Source organism: Rhodococcus sp. T2V (assembly GCF_029269925.1).
Lineage (GTDB): Bacteria > Actinomycetota > Actinomycetes > Mycobacteriales > Mycobacteriaceae > Rhodococcus_F > Rhodococcus_F koreensis.
The window spans coordinates 26,465-46,310 of the sequence record NZ_JARJBD010000031.1; the positions used below are offsets into that span (position 1 = coordinate 26,465).

At 68.4% G+C, this 19,846-nt stretch carries 18 protein-coding genes; 7 read left to right on the plus strand and 11 right to left on the minus strand.

Annotated elements, in window-relative coordinates; all coding sequences use genetic code 11:
* Window positions 1–83 precede the first annotated feature (83 nt).
* The 3 genes from P3H15_RS24915 (at window position 84) to P3H15_RS24925 (ending at window position 2,955) form a co-directional block, all read left to right on the plus strand.
* Window positions 84–1,118 (plus strand): ABC transporter permease, encoded by a 1,035-nt coding sequence (locus P3H15_RS24915; RefSeq protein WP_276139673.1) that lies wholly within the window; start codon window positions 84–86, stop codon window positions 1,116–1,118.
* Between the two features lie 20 nt (window positions 1,119–1,138).
* Window positions 1,139–1,807, plus strand: coding sequence for a vancomycin high temperature exclusion protein (locus P3H15_RS24920; RefSeq protein WP_276139674.1), 669 nt, complete (start codon window positions 1,139–1,141; stop codon window positions 1,805–1,807).
* 68 nt (window positions 1,808–1,875) lie between these two features.
* Window positions 1,876–2,955 carry a VIT1/CCC1 family protein gene (locus tag P3H15_RS24925; protein WP_276139675.1) on the plus strand — a complete coding sequence of 360 codons (1,080 nt, stop codon included), beginning with the start codon at window positions 1,876–1,878 and terminating at the stop codon, window positions 2,953–2,955.
* A 33-nt stretch (window positions 2,956–2,988) separates the two neighbouring features.
* Here P3H15_RS24925 and P3H15_RS24930 read toward each other — a convergent pair whose 3' ends face one another.
* Complete coding sequence (locus P3H15_RS24930) at window positions 2,989–3,303, minus strand: helix-turn-helix transcriptional regulator (protein ID WP_276139676.1); 315 nt, start codon at window positions 3,301–3,303, stop codon at window positions 2,989–2,991.
* 135 nt (window positions 3,304–3,438) lie between these two features.
* Here P3H15_RS24930 and P3H15_RS24935 point away from each other — a divergent pair, with 135 nt between their 5' ends.
* A complete protein-coding gene (locus P3H15_RS24935; RefSeq protein WP_276139677.1) occupies window positions 3,439–4,923 on the plus strand; it encodes an MFS transporter in 1,485 nt (494 codons plus the stop codon).
* Here the strand turns inward: P3H15_RS24935 and P3H15_RS24940 are convergent.
* From P3H15_RS24940 to P3H15_RS24960, 5 genes are read right to left on the minus strand one after another with little or no spacing between them, the layout of a single operon-like run.
* A complete protein-coding gene (locus P3H15_RS24940) occupies window positions 4,895–5,719 on the minus strand; it encodes an SDR family NAD(P)-dependent oxidoreductase (RefSeq protein ID WP_276139678.1) in 825 nt (274 codons plus the stop codon). The genes P3H15_RS24935 and P3H15_RS24940 overlap by 29 nt on opposite strands.
* Window positions 5,720–5,736: 17 nt before the next feature.
* Window positions 5,737–6,324, minus strand: a complete 588-nt coding sequence (locus tag P3H15_RS24945) for an AMP-binding protein (RefSeq protein WP_276139679.1) — start codon at window positions 6,322–6,324, stop codon at window positions 5,737–5,739.
* Entirely contained in the window at window positions 6,321–7,718 is a 1,398-nt protein-coding gene (locus tag P3H15_RS24950) for an MFS transporter (protein WP_276139680.1), read from the minus strand. The genes P3H15_RS24945 and P3H15_RS24950 overlap by 4 nt, the downstream gene beginning before the upstream one ends.
* Window positions 7,719–7,777: 59 nt before the next feature.
* Window positions 7,778–8,398: a carboxymuconolactone decarboxylase family protein gene (locus tag P3H15_RS24955; RefSeq protein ID WP_276139681.1), complete on the minus strand. Its 621-nt coding sequence runs from the start codon at window positions 8,396–8,398 to the stop codon at window positions 7,778–7,780.
* A gap of 14 nt (window positions 8,399–8,412) precedes the next feature.
* Entirely contained in the window at window positions 8,413–9,468 is a 1,056-nt protein-coding gene (locus tag P3H15_RS24960) for a 3-keto-5-aminohexanoate cleavage protein (protein WP_218270275.1), read from the minus strand.
* A 138-nt stretch (window positions 9,469–9,606) separates the two neighbouring features.
* Between P3H15_RS24960 and P3H15_RS24965 the strand changes: the two genes are divergently transcribed.
* Entirely contained in the window at window positions 9,607–10,656 is a 1,050-nt protein-coding gene (locus P3H15_RS24965; RefSeq protein ID WP_276139682.1) for an AraC family transcriptional regulator, read from the plus strand.
* A gap of 221 nt (window positions 10,657–10,877) precedes the next feature.
* The gene (locus P3H15_RS24970; RefSeq protein ID WP_276139683.1) at window positions 10,878–12,350 is read left to right on the plus strand and encodes a DUF4185 domain-containing protein; all 1,473 of its coding nucleotides are present in this window, start codon (window positions 10,878–10,880) and stop codon (window positions 12,348–12,350) included.
* 60 nt (window positions 12,351–12,410) lie between these two features.
* On the opposite strand, the gene P3H15_RS24975 is transcribed toward P3H15_RS24970, so the two are convergent.
* From P3H15_RS24975 to P3H15_RS24985, 3 genes are all read right to left on the minus strand, one after another.
* Window positions 12,411–13,622: an SfnB family sulfur acquisition oxidoreductase gene (locus P3H15_RS24975; RefSeq protein WP_276139684.1), complete on the minus strand. Its 1,212-nt coding sequence runs from the start codon at window positions 13,620–13,622 to the stop codon at window positions 12,411–12,413.
* 79 nt (window positions 13,623–13,701) lie between these two features.
* Complete coding sequence (locus P3H15_RS24980; RefSeq protein WP_276139685.1) at window positions 13,702–14,925, minus strand: acyl-CoA dehydrogenase family protein; 1,224 nt, start codon at window positions 14,923–14,925, stop codon at window positions 13,702–13,704.
* Window positions 14,922–16,187, minus strand: a complete 1,266-nt coding sequence (locus tag P3H15_RS24985) for an acyl-CoA dehydrogenase family protein (RefSeq protein WP_276139686.1) — start codon at window positions 16,185–16,187, stop codon at window positions 14,922–14,924. The genes P3H15_RS24980 and P3H15_RS24985 overlap by 4 nt, the downstream gene beginning before the upstream one ends.
* Before the next feature lie 100 nt (window positions 16,188–16,287).
* On the opposite strand from P3H15_RS24985, the gene sfnG reads away from it, so the two are divergent.
* Entirely contained in the window at window positions 16,288–17,403 is a 1,116-nt protein-coding gene (gene sfnG, locus P3H15_RS24990) for a dimethylsulfone monooxygenase SfnG (protein WP_206009640.1), read from the plus strand.
* 43 nt (window positions 17,404–17,446) lie between these two features.
* Here sfnG and P3H15_RS24995 read toward each other — a convergent pair whose 3' ends face one another.
* Entirely contained in the window at window positions 17,447–19,096 is a 1,650-nt protein-coding gene (locus P3H15_RS24995) for an FAD-binding dehydrogenase (protein ID WP_276139687.1), read from the minus strand.
* Window positions 19,093–19,800 (minus strand): TetR/AcrR family transcriptional regulator, encoded by a 708-nt coding sequence (locus tag P3H15_RS25000; protein ID WP_276139688.1) that lies wholly within the window; start codon window positions 19,798–19,800, stop codon window positions 19,093–19,095. Before P3H15_RS25000 ends, P3H15_RS24995 begins: the two co-directional genes overlap by 4 nt.
* Between the last annotated feature and the right edge of the window lie 46 nt (window positions 19,801–19,846).

Sequence of the window (19,846 nt, forward strand, 5' to 3'; positions counted from 1 at the left end):
TCGTTTGACAACCCAGCATAACCGGAGGAATATTCTCCAGAAGTAATGGAGGAATTTCCTCCACTTAGTTGAAGGGGAGTCCGATGAGCGCTGCGGATACCGGGACACTCGACCCGCGCATCGAACCCGCCGGGCAGGCGAGCAACGGCCCGTCCGATCCGGTGAAAATGATCGCCGTCGTGCTGGGACTCACCGCCGTGATCGCTGTGATGCTGCTGGCGTTCGCGCTGCCTGCCGTCCATAGCGGCCCGCACGACCTGCGGCTGGGTGTCGCCGGGCCCGACGCGGCCGTCACCCGGATCGATACCGCACTCGACGCGGGCCGCCCGGGGGTCTTCGCCACCGAGCGATTTGCCGACGCCGAGGCGGTCCGGACGGCGATCGAGCACCGGGAGGTGGTCGGCGGAATCGTCGCGACACCGGAGGGCATGAAGGTCCTGTCCGCCGGCGCAGGCGGGGCGCCCATCGCGCAGACGATGAACGGTCTCGCGGCGGGCATGAGCGCGACTGCGGGACAGCCTGTTCCGGTCGAGGACGTCGTTCCGTTGACGGCTGACGACCCCGCCGGGGCCGGCCTCGGCGGCTTGGCGCTTCCGCTGGTCTTCGGCGGCATGATCCCCGCGATCGTGCTGGTGCGACTGTTTCCGCACAGGGTCACGAGCAGGGTGGCGGGGGCGGTGCTCTTCGCCGTGAGCGCCGGACTGGCGCTGACCGCAATTCTGCAGTTCGGTCTCGGAAGCGTCGACGGCGACTACTGGACGACGTCCGGTGCCGTCATCCTCGGGATCGCCGCCATTTCCCTGACCGTCCTCGGACTCGAATCCGTTCTGGGCATCGCGGGGTTCGCGCTCGGAGCGGTGACGATGATGTTCCTCGCCAACCCGCTGTCGGGGCTGGCGACCTCCCCGGCGTGGCTGCCCTCGGGGTGGGGCGCGTTCGGTCAGCTCCTGCCGCCCGGGGCGGCGGGAACCGTGGTGCGGTCGACGGCGTTCTTCGACGGACACGGAGCCGGCGCGGGCCTGCTCGTGCTGACCTGCTGGATCCTGTTCGGGCTCGGCCTGTGCGTGGTATCCGGACTGCGTGAGCGGCGCGCCCCTCGAGAACCGGCCGTCGCCTGACGCTGTGGTTTGATGGCGGCATGGGGGAACGACGGATCGTCCGCCGGCTGGTCGGCATCGGAGCGGGCCTCGGCGCGCTCGCGGTCCTCGTCGTCGCGGCTTCGACGGTGTGGATCTCGCGTGAGGCCGAGGGGCACGTCTACGACGTCGAAGACGCACCCGAAGCCCCGGTGGTCATCGTTCTCGGTGCGCAGGTGCGCGACGGCAAACCCCGGGAGTATCTGGCCGGGCGCCTCGACGTCGCCGTCCGCCTCGTGCAGGACGGGCGGGCGCGGGCGGTGCTCGTCTCGGGCGACGGCGCGGGCAGGTCCGGTGACGAGATCGCGGCGATGACGGAATACCTGGTCGAGAAGGGCATCGACCGCAGCCGGATCGTCGGCGACCGGTACGGGCTCGACACCTACGACACGTGCGCGAGGGCCGTCCAGACGTACGGAGTGACCAAGGCGCTGATCGTCACTCAGGGTTTCCACGTCCCCCGCGCGGTCGCGCTGTGCCGCGGCGCCGGGATCGAGGTCGCCGGCGTCAACGCCGGGTGCGAATGCCGCCCGATCACGATGGCCAGGAACACTGTGCGCGAATCGCTGGCCCGGCCCAAAGCCGTCCTCGACCTGCTGTCCGGGCGCGATCCGGTGGTGGTCTCCGAACCCGAGGACTCGCTCGGCAAGGCCCTCGCCGCCGGGGGCTGACCTCGAACCGCCGCGGTGCGGTAGTCGCGTCGGTACGCTTCCACGTGTCGACGATCGGGAGGCTCACGATGGTTGCGGGTGCACGACCGGATCCCGGTCCGCGCGAAGTCCGGAAGTGGCGTCGCTACCTCGCCGACGAACGCGCCGAGGCCGCCGTCTACCGCGACCTCGCGAAACGCCGCACCGGTGAGGAACGTGAGATTCTGCTGGCGCTCGCCGACGCCGAGGGACGGCACGAGGCGCACTGGCGTGCACTGCTCGGCGAGCACGTCGGCAAACCCGTTCGCGGTGACGTCCGCACGCGCATCCTCGGCGTGCTGGCCCGGCGGTTCGGATCGGTGTTCGTGCTCGCCCTCGCGCAACGCGCGGAGACCCGGTCGCCGTACCCGACGGACGTCGACGCCCCCGCCGCCATGGGCGCGGACGAGCGCATCCACGAAGAAGTGGTGCGGGCGCTGGCCGCGCGTGGGCGAAATCGTCTGTCCGGCACGTTTCGTGCTGCCGTGTTCGGTGCCAACGACGGCCTGGTCAGCAATCTCGCCCTCGTGCTCGGCATCAGCGGCAGCGGCGTCGACAACCACATCGTGCTGCTGACCGGGCTCGCCGGTCTGCTCGCGGGCGCGTTGTCGATGGGTGCGGGCGAGTACGTGTCCGTGCGGTCGCAGCGTGAACTGCTCGAGGCGTCGACGCCGGGGGAGGGGGCCCGCGCGGCAGTGCCGCTCCTCGACGTCGACGCGAACGAACTCGCACTCGTGTACCGGGCGCGGGGCATGCCCGCCGAAGACGCCGAGAAACGCGCGGCCGACGTGTTGAAGAGAGCCGCTGCGCCCGAGCCTGTTTCGCGTTCGGAGACCGTCGACCAGCACGAGGCCGTCGGCACCGGGCTCGGTGCGGCGGCGGCGAGTTTCTGCTTCTTCGCGTCCGGTGCGGTGATCCCCGTGCTGCCGTATCTCTTCGGGATGGAAGGCACCGCCGCGCTCGTGGTCGCCGCCGCACTCGTCGGCGTTGCGCTGCTGGGAACCGGCCTGGTGGTGGGGTTGCTGTCGGGTGGACCCCCGGTCAAACGGGCGCTACGCCAACTGGCAATCGGGTACGGCGCGGCCGCCGCCACCTACCTGCTGGGCATGCTGTTCGGAACAGGCGCCTGAGAACGTCATCATCACCACGGGTGTGGAATCCGCTCAGGCGGGTGCGGGCGCCACGGCGTCGAGGAGCCCCGGGAAGCGGGCGTCGATGTCGGATCTGCGCAGCTGTGCCATCCGGGAATTGCCGCGATCGACCTGCTTGATCAGCCCCGCCTCACGCAGGACCTTGAAGTGGTGGCTGCGGGTCGACTTGGACACGGGCAGCCCGAACGACGTGCAGTGACGTTCCGCGCCCTCGGCCTCGACCAGGAGCTTCTGCACCACCTCCAGTCGCAGGGGGTCGGCGAGTGCGGCGAGCACGGAGATTAGTTCGATCTCGTCGACTGCGGGATGTCCCTCGGCGTCGGGCACTGCGCACCTCCAGGTTCGGGTCTTCGACCACCAGACTGGAGGTTCGCCTTGCGTCGAACCTCACTCTGGTGCATGGTTCGTATTGTATCGAACCTCTGGTGCACGGGGGCAACGCACACTTCAGGAAGGATCGACATGACCTCGGAGCTGACCACGCCGGACGCCACGACGCCGACGTCACCACCCGACACGACACCGGCCGCCCCGCGACGCGGGAATCTCACCCTCGCCGCGGTCCTCCTGGCCGTGCTCGTCGTCCCGATGTCGATCTCCGGGACCGCGGTGGCGCTGCCCACGATCTCCGCAGACATCGGCGGCGGCCCATCCGGCCAGCAGTGGGTGGTGAACGCGTTCAACCTGGCGTTCGCCTGCTTCACCCTGGTCTGGGGGTCGCTGTCGGACCGTTTCGGCCGGGGTCGCCTGTTCGCCGCCGGCGCCGCCACATTCGCGGCCGGGAGCATCGCCAGTGCGCTGGCCCCGAACATCGTGGTCCTCGACATTGCCCGCGGCGTCGCCGGTCTCGGGGGTGCCGCCATCTTCTCGTGCGGCGCGGCGATCCTGTCGTCCGCGTTCGACGGGCCCGCCCGACTGCGCGCGTTCGCCCTGTTCGGGACGACCGCCGGCATCGGTGTGGCCCTCGGACCGACGCTGTCCGGGCTTCTCGTCGACACGGCGGGCTGGCGGCCCATCTTCGTGATCCAGGCCGCCGTGCTGCTCGTGGTGCTGACCGCGACCCCGTTGATCGGACTGGCCCGACCGACCGGCGACGCACCCGCGAAGTTCGATCTCCTCGGCACCGTCCTCCTGGTTCTGGGCCTGTTCGCCGCGATGGTGGGCATCGTCCAGGGCGGGCCCTGGGGCTGGGGCAGCCCGGCGGTCGTGGCGGCGTTCGTCTTCGCCATTGCGCTGCTGATCGGGTTCGCCCGCGTCGAATCGCGACGCCCGGCCCCGCTGCTGGATCTCGAACTGCTCACCCACCCGCGGTTCATGGCCCTGTGCCTCGTTCCGGTGGCAGCGTCGTTCGGCTTCGTCACGCTGCTCACCTACTTCCCGACCTTCCTCCAGTTCGTGGCCGGACAGTCTTCGGTGAAGGCGGGCCTCGTGACCGTGCTCCTCACGATTCCGGTCGTGGTGGGCCCGCTCGCGGCGGGCCGCGCCGTCGGCGCCGGGGTGAACCCGCTCGTCGTGATCTGGATCAGCCTGGGAGCGTTGATGGCCGGCGACCTGGGGCTGCTGCTGGCCGGCCCCGACACGGTGGTCGCGGTCATCGCGGTGCCGCTGCTGCTCGCGGGATCCGGAATGGGACTGTCCGCCGGTCTCGTCGACGGTCAGGCGCTCGCACTCGTCCCCGAGGAGAAGGCGGGTATGGCTGCGGGAGTGGTGAACACGATGCGGCTGGGCAGCGAGGCGGTCGCGGTGGCCGTGTACGCGGCGCTGCTCACCGGCCTCGCCACTCGCCGCGGCGAGGAAGGGCTGACCCCGGTCGACGCCTACGACAGCGCGTTCCACACGACGCTCGTCGTGCTGGCCGTCGTCGTCGCCGTGTTGTCGAGTCTCATCGCGGTGCTGCTGCGACGCGGGGCGAGCGCGATCAGATCGCGGAGCCGCCGTTCGGGCTGATGGCCTGCCCGACGAGGTAGTGCTCGTCGCTCGCGAGATGCAGCACCGTGGAGGCGTATTCGTCGACCGACCCGAAGCGTCCCGCCGGGCAACTCTGCCAGAGCCGGTTGCGGCCGGTCTCGCCGATCTGCTCGAGGTAGCCGTTGAAGGCGGGCGTCGCGACGCCGCCGGGCGCCATCGCGTTGACGAAGATGTTCGCGCCTGCCACCTCCAACGCCACGGAGCGGGTGAACGCGACCACCGCGCCCTTGGTGGCGCTGTAGTGCGGACTGTGCGCACTGCGCGCCGAGATGCCTGCGATCGACGCGATGTTGACGATGCGCCCGTACCGCTGCGGTTCCATCAGTCGCAGCGCCTCCCGGGTGCAGTAGAACACGCCGTGCACGTTGACGTCCCAGTACCGCAACCATTCTTCATCGGTGATCTCGCTGGTGAACCGGAGCGAGTCGCGTTCCACCGGGGTCTGCAGGTAGGCGTAGAGCGTGTTGCGGCGCTCGGTGTCGATCGGCCGGTTGGGCGTCAGCGCGGCGTTGTTGACGAGCGCGTGCACTGTGCCGAACTGCTCGACCGCGGCCGCGAACAGGTCGTGGACCTCCGCACTCGACGACACGTCGCAGCGCACGGCGAGGCAGGTGCCACCGGCTTCCTCGATTTCGCGACGGGCCTCGTCCAGCGACGCGTCGCTGACATCGCAGATGACGACCTGCGCGCCCTCGCGGGCCAGGGTGACGGCGATCGCCTTGCCCAGGCCCGGTCCGGCGCCGGTCACCACGGCCACTTTGTCCTTCATCCGCATGTTCTTCTCCTCGTGGGTCAGGAGCGCGAGAACGTCTCGCGCAGCTCTCGTTTCAGTACCTTGTGGCTCGGTCCCGTCGGCAGCACGTCCACGACGTGCACCTGCCGCGGGTACTTGTGCTTCGGGAGACGGGATCTGCTCCATTCGATCAACGTCGTCGGATCGAGTCCGGCGGTCGGATCCGCTGGGACGACCGCCACGCCGGCCTCGTCGGCGGCGAGGATGGCCACCTCGGTGGTCGGGCCGTGGCAGACGATCAGCTTCGCTTCGCTGTCGCGCAGCACGTAGGCCACCTCGGTGGCGGTGAGGAGGAGATGGATGGGTACGACCACCGCCCCGGCGGTAAGGATTCCGAAGTACACGACCGGGAATTCGGCGACGTTGCCGATCATCAGCGCAACCCGGTCACCTGGCCGCACACCCTGCTCGTGCAGGGCGGCGGCCACCCGGCGGGCACGGTCCCACAGGTCCCGGTACGTCAGCCGGGTATCGCCGTCGACGACGGCAACCTTGTCGGGGTACTTCCGGGCGGACTCGGCGACGATCGCCGCCGGCGACAGAGTGGCGTGGGGCGCCGAGACGGCGATGGAAATCGGACCTTTCACAGCTCGGAGGGGGTGGCGGAGCGGTGCTCCTGCAGGACGGTGGCGGGGATTCCCTTCACCACGACGACGGCCGCGACCATCAGCAGGGCCGCGATGACGAGCAGGGCGTCGTAGAGGTTCCCCGTCGCCGTGGTGATCTGCCCGATGACGTTGGGGGTGACGAAAGCGGCCACGCCGCCGATGCTGCTGATCAGCGCGATCCCGCCGGCCGCGGTGGCCGCGGACAGGTACGACGGCGGCACCGTCCAGAACACCGGCAGGGTGCCGAAGCACATCATGGCGGCCACCGTGAGGAGCGTCATCGACCCCAGGACACTCGTCTGGGTCAGTGGCAGCGCCGCGAAGCAGAATCCGGCGACCACCAGGGGCCCCGCGACGTGGAACCGGCGTTCCAGGCGACGGTCGGAACTCCGGCCGTTGACGATCATTCCGATCACGGCGCCGGCGGCGGGCAGGGTGCTCAGGGTGCCGATCGTCGTGAGGTCGGTGACACCGAGCCCCTCGAGGATGGTGGGAGTCCAGTACGAGAACACGCTGAACCCCGCGTACATGGCGAAGAACACGAAGCCCGCGATGTACACCCGCCGGTCCGTCAGGAGCCGGCGCAGAACGCTGCCGGTTGGCTCGCCGGCGTGCCGGGCGGTGTTCTCGGCAACGAGTTCGCTTGCCGTGACGTCTCGTTCACGCGGGGTGAGCCATGTGGCGTCGGTGGGCCCGTCGGGCAGGAGGAACCAGGCGAGGACGCCGAGCAGGACGGCCGGGATGCCCTCGTAGACGAACAGCACCTGCCAGCCGTGCAGGCCGTGCGCACCGTCGAACGTGTTCATGATCCAGGTGGCGAGGGGTCCGCTGAGGATCCCGGCGGCGGGGACGGCGAGGACGAACATCGACGTGATCCGGCCCCGTCGCGCTGCCGGGAACCAGTACGTCAGGTACAGGATGATGCAGGGGAAGAAGCCGGCCTCGGCCGCACCGAGCAGGAATCGGAGAATGTACAGCTGGGTGGGGGCGGTGACGAAACCGGTGGCCACCGTGATCAGGCCCCACAGGATCATGATGCGCATGACGGTCGCCCGGGCGCCGATGCGCTGCATGTACAGGTTGCTCGGCACCTCGAACAGGACGTATCCGACGAAGAACAGCGACGCGCCCAGTCCGTAGGTGGCGGTGCTGAGTCCGAGGTCGTCCATCATGCGGAGTTTGGCGAACGAGATGTTCACCCTGTCGATCGAATTGACGATGTAGGCGACGAAGAGGAAGGGCAGGAGTCGGAATGCGATCTTGCGGTAGAGCCGATCGAGTTCGGCCTTCGTCGCCGGTGGGCCGTCACCCCTGCCCGGGGCGCACGACTCCGTGCTCGCGGCGGCACCGCCGCGGGTTCGTGTGATTCTCATGGTGTCTCTTTCACTGGCACGGAAGTCGTGCGCGTCGGGAGGGGACGGCGGTGGGCGTGTCAGACGCCGACAGCCTGGTTGCGCAGTTCCTGCTCCAGGATCGGCAGGGCGAATTCGTAGCACTCCTGGCCCTGCTCGGCGACGATCCGCAGGACCTCATCGATTTGTGCGCGGTCGGCGCCGAGCGCGAGCGCGGTCGCGATGTGCCTGCGTGTGCCCGGGGAGTACATGTGGGTCAGCGCGGCATCGCCGGCGATGCAGAGCAATTCGATCCACAGCGGGGGGAGGATGTCGTCGCGCCAGATGCCGGCGCCCATCGCGAGGAACTTCTCGAGCCAGACCCGGTCCCAGTTGTAGAGGGTTTCCCACAGCGGATTGAACTGGTTCTGTGCCCGCAGCCCGTCGCAGACGGGTGTCGGGTGCGTCGATTCCGGGGGAGCCGACTGGCGACCGGCGTGGACGAGTTCCTGGGCCAGGATCGGCACACCGGTTGCGCAGGCGTGGATCCCGATCACCGCCGACAGCTTGATCACCTCGAGCAGTTCCTCGCGGGTGGCGCCGAGTTCGATCGCGGTCTTGATGTGCCTGCGGACGCCGGGCGCGTACAGATGCGTTGCCGACACGTCGATCTTCAGTCGGACGAAGGCGGCAAGCTTCGGGTCGAGCGTGGAATGATCCATTGCTGCCTACCGATTCAGGCGACGCCGGGGACGGTGAATCCCCGCTGGCCGACACGCCGGTTCGGGGCCATGCCCAGCTTCGCGATCGTCTCGTCGGTGCTGCCGTAGGTCTCGCCGATCTTGTAGATCCTGCGGGCCTCCGTGCCGTCGGCGATGTCACGACCGAGTTCGCGGGCGAGGCGCACGGTCTGCTCGATCTGCTCCACCGACGTGATGCGTTCGCCCTTGCGGCCCCACAGGTTGTCCTCGATGCCGACCCGGACGTGCAGCCCCATCGCGATGGCCATCGCGTTCATCGGCAGCACCGCACGCATCGCGCTCTCCACCGTGAGCACGGCTCCGTCGGGGGTGCGGCGGACGAACTCCATGAGGTCGGCCGGGTTGAACCCGGCCGCGCCGCCGCCGATCGCCACGTAGTTGAGGATCAGCGGGCCCTGGTACAGACCCTTCCGGATGAGCCGTTCCACCGACTCGAGCTGGTGGACGTGGCCGAGCATGAAGTGGGGCTGGATCCCCGACTTGGCCAGCCGTTCGAGGTGTTCGATGTAGAAGGAGGGGCGCGCGTCCGACACCATTTCGGTGTACGCCTGGACGTACTGAGGGTTCTCCAGGATCGTGCCTTGGACGTCGTCTTCGGTGAGCAGTTCGACGATGTTCATCTGGCTGGTGTTGACGGCGACGGTCACCTGGTCGGGCGCCGGGTCCAGCTCGGCCAGCATGTGGCGGGTGTCGTAGTCGAGCCACGTGGCGGCCTGTCCCTCGTTCTCGGGTGCGAAGGAGATCGATCCGCCCACCTGGAGAACCATCTCCGGGACCGCCTCGCGGAGCAGGCCCAGCATCTCGTTGAACTTGGACAGCTTCTTGGAGCCCTTGCCGTCCTCCTCGCGGACGTGGACGTGCAGCACGGAGGCGCCGGCATTGAAACAGTCGACGGCCTTCTGGATCTGGGCGTCCATGGTGACCGCGATGTCGTCGGAGTCGCTCGGCAGCCATTGCGGACCGTACGGCGCGACCTGGATGACCAGCTTCTCCTGGTTTTCGGGGTACAGGCTGTCGTCGAGAAAGTGCATGTTCATCCCTCGGGTTCGGGGGCAGATCTCCTGCTCGTCCGCCCTGTCGCGAACTCAAGGTAATGCGCATCACACCTGGCTATTTATCTCTACGTAACTACTATTTACCTATGCGTTGCAGCTGGCGAACGGGCAGTCATGGCCGGTGAGAACACGGGCCTGCGGGCCCGGTCGATTCCCGTGGGCGCGCTCGCCAACCTGCCGAAGGTGATGGGCAGTTTCGGCGCGGACGCGTGGCCCCTGCTCGAGTCGTACGGCGTCACCGCGGAACTCCTGACCGGGCAACCCCTGCGGTCGCTGCCGATCGAGACACACGGCCGGATCCTGCACGCCGCGGCGATCGAGACGGGCTGTGACCACCTCGGGCTGCTGCTGGGGCAGTTCGCGTCGCTCGAGAACACCGGGCCGCTGCGATTCCTCGTCACGAACGCCGACACGGTCGGGCAGGCCCTCGACGCGGTGGCCCGGTTCAGCCCCATCTGGTACCGGGGGATCGCCGTGGCGCTGACCGTCGAGCGCGGCTACGCCGGCCTGTCGCTCACCCTCGACGGCCTGTTCCCGGGGCGCGAGCAATTGCTGACGGCATATCTCGTCGCCTACGTGAAGATCCTCGAAATCCTTCTCGCACGGTCGTGGCGACCGACGTTGGTCCGCATCTCGTACCGTGAGCCGGCGTCGTCCGACGTCTACCGCCGATTCTTCCGTGCACCAATCCATTTCGACGAACCGCGCCACGAGGTGCTGTTCCCGGAAGAAGTGCTGCAGCAGCCGGTCTCGGGAACCGATCCCACCCTGCAGCGCTTCTTCCACGGGCATCTGCAGCAGCTGCAGACCGGGGCGGGGCAGGACGTCGTGGGCCAGGTTCGCCGGGCCGTCGAGGAATCACTGCACGCCGGCGACTGCAGCGTCGACCAGGTGGCGCAGCTGTTCTCCGTCCACCGCATCACCCTGTATCGGCACCTCGCCCGCGCGGGAACGACGTTCGAGGCGGTGGTCGATCAGACCCGCCGCGACCTCGCGGAACAGTTCCTGTCCCAGACGGACCTGCCGCTCGTCGAGGTGAGCCGGCTGCTCGGGTACCGGAACCAGAGTGCGTTCAGCCGCGCATTCCGGCGATGGCACGACATCCCGCCGCTGCAATGGCGCCGCGGTCGTCGGGACGACGGGTTGCCCGCGGACGGGCACTGATGTCGGACACCGGGGGAGAACTCCCGAATCCCACGGAACCGCAGTGGCTTCGGGCGGATCGCGGCGCGGTGAACGTGCGCCCGGGGAGGGAGTCACAGCGGTTTCCGGATCGGGACACAAATGTTACCGCCAGGTATGGCGTGTGGTAACCGGCGAGCGTACGAGGGCGATGTTATGTTCCCCTCTCCGGGTGTGGCCGGAGTTGACGGAGGGGTCGGGGAATGTCGAAGAGGTGGGTCGCGTCGGTCGCGGCTGTGGCGATCGGTTCGGGCATGATCGCCTACTCCAACCAGAACGCCGCCGTCGCGGAACCCGAGCCGGTATCCAACGGGATTCCCGGCAGCGGACCCTGCGCAAGCGAGGTGTCGAACGAGACGCACTCGCTCATCCCGGACAAGCTCGAGATCCCGATCCCGTACCCGAAGATCACGACGGTGCCCTATCCCGCCCCGGTCACGGACCCCGTCCGCGTCTCGCAGGCGTTGCCCGCCGACACGTGCACCGATCCGTGCCCCGATCTCACCGACGAGACCGGCCATGCCCCGGGAAACCTGTCGAGCGAGCTGAACATCCCGGACGTCAGCGTGAAGTTCACGCCCTTCCACTTCGGCATTCCCGTGCCGGGCGCCGACATCCCATTGCCCCCGCCGCCGCCCCTCGTCCACCCCGCGACCGAGGAGGCGCCGCGCCGCGCGGCCCCGGCCACCCCGAAGATCGGCGACGTGACCCGCGTGGCGAAGGTGACCGGCGCCGGCTCCGTCAGCCGCACCGACAAGCGCTACCAGGTCAACGGCACCGACCTCGGCATTATCTGGGAGAGCGCCCCCGACCAGGTCGCCGTCGCGTTCGGTGACACCGTCGGCAAGGGATTCCAGCCGCCCGGCGGCCAGGGCGACGACTGGCGCAGCAACGTCCTCGGTTTCAGCTCCGACCGCAACCTGTCCGACGGCATGAGCCTCGACAGCATGGTCCAGGACAGCCGGTGCCACGCGGCGGAACTGCTGGGCAGCCGCAAACTCGACAACATCGAGATCACCACCATCCCGACGTCCGGTTTCGCCGTCGGGAACCGGCAGTACATGAGCTACATGTCGATCCGCACCTGGAACAGCATCCCCGCCACGTGGTGGACGAACTACGGCGGCATCGCCTACTCCGACGACGGCGGATCGACGTGGACCAAGGACCCGTACGCGAAGTGGGACAACATCTTCGGAGTCACCAAGTTCCAGGTCGCGTCGATGGTCCCCGCCGGCGACTTCGTGTACATGTTCGGCACCCCCAACACGAGGCTCGGCGCCATCGGTCTGGCGCGCGTCCCGGCCGCCGACGTGCTCAACACGTCCGCGTACCAGTACTGGCAGAACGGCAATTGGACGCCGGTCGGTGGCTACACGGAGGCGACGCCGATCGTGGACGCCCCCGCCGCCGAACTGTCCGTGCGCTACGAGGAAGCCACCGGTAAGTGGCAGATGACCTACCTCGACACGTCCAAGGCGGCCATCGTGCTCCGTGAGTCCGACTCGCCGCAGGGCGCCTGGTCCGGCGGGGCACCGATGGTCAGCGCCGCCGAATACCCGGAACTGTACGGCGGCTTCATCCACCCGTGGTCCAGCGGCGACGAACTGTACTTCACGATGTCGACGTGGTCGGACTACAACGTCTTCCTGATGAAGGCGGACCTAGGCGCGTAGCGCCCGTGCGTGGTTAACGAGTCTCTGGACTCGTTAACCACGCACGGGCGGCGGAGCCGCCTACAGCAGGCCGTGCCGGGGCGGGACGGTGCCCGACAGCGTCCACCGGCCGATGTGCTGGATCTTCCACCGCGTGGGGTCGTGCAGCGTGTGGGTGCGGGCGTCGCGCCAGTACCGCGACAGGTTGGCCGTGTCCGACGCACTGCGGGTGCCGCCCAGTTCGAACAGCACGCTCGACGCCTCGAGGGACGCGCGTGCGGCCGCGACCTTGGCCGCGGCGGCGTCGATCGAGGCGACCGCGGCGGTCTGCTCGGTCAACTCGTTTCGTGCCGCGTCGATGCTGCGCGCACCCTCTCGGAGCAGTGCCGTCGCGGACCGGACGCCGAGCGCGGCCTCTCCGGCCAGCTGGATCAGCAGGGGATCGTCGACGGCGTCGGTGACGCCCGCCTCGAAGTAGGGCCTCGCCCGGCGGGCGGCGCGCACGCCTTCGTTCAACGCGGCCGCGGCGATCCCGGCGTCGATGGCGGCGTGCAGGATCTGCGCCTGCGAGCCGTACGTGGTCGGTGCGTCGAAGATGGGGGAGAACGGCACGACGTGGAATGCGGGCACCCGGACGGCGTCGAGGGTGACGGTTCCGCTCGCGGTGGTCTTCTGCCCCATGCCGTCCCAGTCGTCGACGATCGACAGTCCGGCGGCGGTCCGCGGCAGGTACGCGACGGCCTTGGCGGGTTTCCCCGTCGGCGTCGTCTGCCCGGGAAGCGTGGCCCGCACCGCGATCCAGTCGGCGAACAACGCGCCCGTGCTGTAGAACTTGCGGCCGTTGACGACGAAATCCCCGTCCTGTTCGGTGAGGGTCGTGGCGTCGATGTCGATGGTCTTCGTTCCGCGCTCGCTCTGGGCGTTGGCGAACTGGCGCCCCGCGAGCACCTCGGAGTAGAAGAATTCCTGCTGCGCCGGTGTGCCCTGATGCCGCAGCACCTCGAGGAACGTGTAGTGGCTGTGCGGGATCTGGGCGATGCTCGGATCGCCCTCGGCGAGAAGCCGGAACACTTCGGCGAGGGTTTCGGTCCGCGCGTCGATGCCGCCGTGCTCGCGGGGAACTCCGAGCGCCAGCAGGCCGGACGCGGCGAGCGCCCGCACCTGTTCGTGCGGCAGCTGTCGCCCGGAATCGCGCGCTGCCGCCTCCTCGGCGAAGTGTGCGGCGAGATCGGCGGCGACGGTGAGGGCTTCGGCCTCGTCGCTGATGCGGTGGGCGTTCTGGACGGCGGTCATGGTTCTCCGTGGGTCGGTGGTGCGGACGCACCGAATCCGGCCACCGTCGACGGGTGGCCGGACTCGGGGTTCGGAATCGTTACGTGTACCAGGTGGGTTCGGGAAGTTCTCCGGTCAGCAGGTGGCCGCCGACCTCGCGCCGCTTGTACGCGACGGGATCGTGCAGGGTGTGCGTCCGCACGTTCCGCCAGAAGATGTCGAGACCGACCGTGTTGGACGTGGCACGCGCACCGGTCAATTCGAACACCTTGGTGCCGATCTCGAGGGCGACGTCGGCGGCGCGGATCTTGGCGGCGGCGATACGGACGGCGAGGTCTCCGCGCGCCTGTTCGGTGAGGTTCTCCCGCGCGTCGTGGAGCACCGCGTTCGCCTCGCGGTTCACCTGATCGACGAACGCCTCCGCCGCCCACAGCTTCGACTGCAGGTCGCCGTAGCCCTCGCGCAGGTACCATTCGTCGGTCGCCAGTTCCTTGTCGTCGCCGCCGTACGGCCACGGACGGGTCCGGGTCCGGGTGTATTCGGCCGCGGTGTCGAGTGCGCCGCGGGCGATGCCGACGTAGAAGTTGGCGAACACGATCTCGAGCGCGGGGAAGTTCAGCGTGTTGTAGACGAGGGGCTGGAACTCCTTGTCCACGAACCCGGCCGCCCCGGACCAGTCCACCTCGACGTCGCTGATCTCGACCGTGCCGGAGTCGGTGAGGCGTTGTCCGAGATTGTCCCAGTCACCCCGGAACACGATGCCGTCCTGCGCCGTCGGCACGATCGCGAACACGTGCGTGGCCGTGCCCTCGATGATGCCCTCGAGTACGGTGAGGTCGGTGGCGCGGCCGCCCGTCGAGAACGACTTCACCCCGTTGTAGACGAGCGTGTCCCCGCGGTCGACGATCGTGAGGTCGGTGTCGCGCGGGTTGACCGCCCCGCCGAACAGGAAGCGGTTGCTCGTGTACAACTCCTCGACGGCCCCGATCTGCGGTTCGGTGCCCACGAGTCGCACGGCCCACGCCCAGAGGTAGTGGTAGCCGAGCAACTGTCCGAGGGAGCCGTCGCCGCGCGCGATCTCGCGGACCACCTGGTAGGCGGTCTCCCACGGCTGTCCGGCGCCACCGAATTCGGCGGGCCCGAGCAGGGTGACGAGCCCGCTGTCCTTCAGGAGCCGAACTTCGTCGAACGGTGCACCGCCGGCGCGGTCGCGTTCGACGGCGTCGCGCGCAAGGATCGCGCTCACCTCACGCGCACGCGCGATCCAGCCGTCGGCGGTGGCCGGGGCGTCCGACCAGATCTTCTGTTCGGTGATGACGGTCATGCCTTGTCTCCCTCTGCGCTCGGTGCGGTGCCGATGGCCCACACGTAGACGGGTTCGGTTCCGTTGATCTCGTAGTCGCCGACCACCTTGGCCTTGAACACCACGGGGTTGTGGCTTGCGACGGTGCGTGCATTCCGCCAGAAGCGGTCGAGGTCCCAGTCGCGGCTGACCCCGGACGCGCCGAGTGCGTCGAAGATCGTGGCGGTGGCGGGGACGACGAGCGCGGTGGCGGAGATCTGGCCCTGTGCCGACGCGATCTCGGCGGCGATGTTGGCGGACTTCTCCTCGTCCGGGCTGCCGGTGAACGCGGCCTCGTACGCCCACTGGGCGGGTTCCGCCGCGTGCAGTGCGATCGCCTCGGCGGCGTGCGCCGCGGCCGACACCTCGCCCACCACCTGCTGGATCTGCGCGTCCTGCGCGTACGTGGGGGCGTTGCCGTGGCTGAACGTGCGGGTGCGGGCCGCCACCCGGCGGGCGATCGCGTCCGTCGCCGCCCGCGCGATGCCCGCGAGCGTGGCGAGGTGGAACAACTGGTAGAAGGCGGTCTGGTACTTGAACCGTGTGGAGAAGTCGAAGATGTTCTCCGGTTGGACGATCGCGTTCTCGTACGTCGACGTGCCCGAACCGGTGGTCTGCTGGCCGAAACCGTTCCAGTCGTCGCTGTGCGTGACGGCAGGCTGGCGCGCCTCGACCGCGGCGATCACGAACGCGCCGGTGTCGGTGCGCTGCGAGTACAGGTCGATCCAGTCGGCGAAGATCGAACCGGTGCTGTAGTACTTCGTCCCGTTCGCGAAGAAATGGGCCTCACCGGGGACGGGGGACACCTTGGTACTCGCCTCGCCGAGCGGGACGTCACCGATCTCGGTCCACGCGTTGCCGACCAGTTGACCGTCCGCGAATCTCCGAAGCCACGTGTCGCGGTCGGGACCCTCGGCGGCAACGAGGCGGTCCTCGACGAACGCGAAATGTCCGCGCAGGGCCTGCGTGACGTTGGAATCCGCCGCGGACAGTTCGACGAGCAGCCGGAACAGCTGGGGGATGCTCGCGCCCGACCCGCCGTGGGATCTCGGCACGCGCACCGCCCCGAAACCGGCCTTCTTCAGGGCGTCGATCTGCTCGTAGGGGAGGACATGGTCGCGTTCGCGTTCCACCACACCTTCGGCGATGTCGGCGAAGACGGGGCGGAACCGGGCGGCGAGCGTGTCGTAGTCGGTCTCGCTCGCGATGGGCTGTGCAGCTCTTCGTTCCTGTACGGCTGTCATGCCGTCGAACCTCACACGGTCCCGCGAGCCGGGTGAAGGGTTGGACGCGCGCTGATTGGAAGGGTGGGCGTCTGCGGGGCCGGCGGGTTCCATGCTGGGTATGTCAACCGAACACATCGCTGAGCAGATCAAGTTCGCCTACTGGGTTCCCAACGTCAGTGGCGGGCTGGTCACGTCCGACATCGAACAGCGCACCAGCTGGGACTACGAGTACAACAAGAAACTCGCCCAGACCGCGGAGAACAACGGGTTCGAGTACGCGCTCAGCCAGGTCCGGTACGAGGCCAGCTACGGGGCCGAATTCCAGCACGAGTCGACGAGCTTCAGCCTCGCGCTCCTGCTCGCCACCGAGCGGCTGAAGGTGATCGCCGCGGTCCACCCCGGTCTGTGGCAGCCCGCCGTGCTGGCGAAACTGGGCGCCACGGCCGACCACCTGTCCAACGGCCGGTTCGCCGTCAATGTCGTGAGCGGCTGGTTCAAGGACGAATTCACCCACCTCGGGGAGCCGTGGCTCGAGCACGACGAGCGGTACCGGCGAAGCGCCGAGTTCCTGCAGGTGCTCCGCAAGATCTGGACCGAGGACGACGTCGATTTCCGCGGCGACTTCTACCGCATCCACGACTTCACGCTCAAGCCGAAACCGCTGAACACGCCCGACCGTCCGAACCCCGAACTGTTCCAGGGCGGAAACTCCGCCGCCGCGAGGCAGAACGCGGGCCGGTACTCCGACTGGTACTTCAGCAACGGCAAGGACTACGACGGCGTCACCGAACAGATCGACGACGTGCGACGGGTGGCGCGCGAACACGACCGGGAAGTGAAGTTCGGGCTCAACGGGTTCATCATCGCCCGCGATACCGAGAAGGAGGCCCGCGACACCCTCCGCGAAATCATCGAGAAGGCCAACAAGCCGGCGGTCGAGGGCTTCCGGTCCGCCGTCCAGCAGGCGGGGGCGTCCACCGCCGACAAGTCGGGAATGTGGGCGGATTCCACGTTCGAGGATCTCGTCCAGTACAACGACGGATTCCGCACGCAGCTGATCGGCACGCCGGAGCAGGTCGCCGAGCGCATCGTCGAATACCGCCGTCGCGGAGTCGACCTCATCCTGGGCGGTTTCCTGCACTTCCAGGAAGAGATCGAATACTTCGGCGCCAATGTCCTGCCGCTGGTCCGCGAACTCGAGGCGTCCGAGAGGCTTGCGCCCGTGAGTGGTTAAGGAGTCCAGGGACTCGTTACGCACGCACGGGCGGCGGAGCCGCCTACCGGGCCAGCGCGCGACCTGCGGCCCGGCCGGAGAAGATGCAGCCACCGAGGAAGGTGCCCTCGAGTGCGCTGTACCCGTGGACGCCGCCGCCGCCGAACCCGGCGACTTCACCGGCGGCGTAGAGACCCTTGAACGGTGTGCCGTCGGGCCGGATCACCTGCGAGTCGAGGTTGGTCTCGAGCCCGCCGAGGGTCTTACGGGTGAGCAGGTGCAGCCGGACCGCGATGAGGGGACCATTCTTGGGGTCGAGCAACTCGTGCGGGCTCACGACGCGGGTGATCTTGTCGGCCAGCAGGTTCCGGGCATTGCGGATCGCCATGACCTGGAAGTCCTTGGTGTAGGCGTTCTTCACCTCCCGGTCGCGGGCCACGATTTCGCGTTCGAGGTCCTCGTACTTCAGCGGTGCGTCGGGGGTGAGGGCGTTCATGCCGTCGACGAGGGCACGGAGGTTGTCGCGGACGACGAAGTCGGCGCCGTGCTGCTTGAACGCCTCGACGGGGCCGGGGGCGCCCTTCTTGAGGCGTTCGGCGAGGAGTTTGAAATCGCGGCCGGTGATGTCGGGGTTCTGCTCGGACCCCGACAGCGCGAACTCCTTCTCGATGATCTTCTGGTCGAGGACGAACCAGGTGTGGTGGTGGCCGCTGTTCATGATGTGCTCGAGCGTGCCCATGGTGTCGAAACCGGGAAAGTTGGGGCTGGGCAGGCGTTTGCCGTTGCCGTCGAACCACATCGACGACGGGCCGGGGATGATACGGATGCCGTGGTTGGGCCAGATCGGGTCCCAGTTCTGGATGCCCTCGGTGTAGTGCCACATGCGGTCGCGGTTCACGATGTTGCCGCCGGCGTTCTCGGTGATCTCGAGCATGCGGCCGTCGACGTGCGCGGGAACACCGGCGAGCATGTTCTCGGGGGCCTTGCCGAGTCGTGCGGGCCAGTTCTTCTTGACCAGTTCGGGGTTGCCGCCGATGCCGCCGGACGTGACGACCACGGCCTGCGCGGAGAATTCGAACTCCCCGACCGCGGTTCGCGAACTCTTCACACCACGTGCCTCGGTGGACGGTTCGAGGACGGTGCCGCGCACCCCGGTGGCGGCGCCGTCGGTGACGACGATCTCGTCGACCTGGTGGCGGTGCTTGAACGTGACGAGTCCCCGCTTCGACGCGGCGACGACGCGGGTGAGGAAGACCTCGACGACACCCGGGCCGGTACCCCAGGTGATGTGGAAACGGGGAACGGAATTACCCTGCCCGAGAGCGGATCCGCGTCCGCGTTCGGCCCACCCGACGTTCGGCATCAGGCGCAGCCCGAGGTCGTGGAGGTACTGCCGCTTCTCGCCGGCCGCGAATTCGACGTACGCCTGCGCCCACAGCCGCGGCCACTTGTCTTCACGCTCGCGGTCGAAGGCGGCGGTGCCCATCCAGTCCTGGATCGCCAGTTCGTACGAGTCCTTGATGCCGAGGCGTCGCTGTTCGGGGCTGTCGACGAGGAACAGGCCGCCGAGCGACCAGAAGGCCTGGCCGCCGAGATTCGCCGAACTCTCCTGGTCGACGACGAGGACCTTCCGGCCTGCCTTGACCATCTCGTAGGTGGCGACGAGTCCGGCCAGTCCGGCGCCGACGACGATCACATCAGCCTGTTCGGTCACGAGGACCCCTCTTTCCGGTGTGTGTGGGTGTGGGTGGTGTCGGGTTCGGTGTAGGCGGTCACGACGCGGGTGAACAGTTCGAGGCGCAGTTCCCGCGCGGCCGCGTTCTCGTCGTCGATCAGGCACTGGACGCTGGTGCCGTCGTGCAGGGCCACGAGCGCGCGGCCGAGCACCCGGGGATCGCCGGCGATGCGGCGCCCGAGCCTGTGCAGAGCTTTCTCGAGGATGGGCACGATGGTGTCGAGAATCGTGTCTTCGCGGGCTGCGAGTGCCTTCTTCAGTGACGGGTTGCGCAGGGCGTGGGCGGTGAATTCCGCGTTGATCCGGTACCACTGGTCGTCGACGGGGACGACGCCGAGGACCAGTTCGGTGCCGGCGCGCAGTTTTTCGGCAGGCGTGAGCCCGGAGAGGTCGATGCTCGACGAGTCGGCGGCCAGCCGGATCTGCGCGAGCATCGCGCTGGAGCGCTGTTCCCACATGGCGAAGAACATCTCGTCCAGCGACGCGAAGTTGGAGTAGAAGGCGCCGCGGGTATAGCCGCCGCGTTCGCAGATCTGCTCGACCGTCGACCGTCCGAACCCGTTTTCGGCGAACACCTCGACGGCGGCGTCGAGCAGTCGCCGCCGAGTCTGGCCGCGCCGTTTCGTCACCTTCCGGGGTGTGCCGGTGGCAGGCTCGGAGGAGTGCGCCGGTGACGTCGGCATGGCCTCTCCTCCGATCGGGTCGACAGCAACCGTCGATACACTAGCG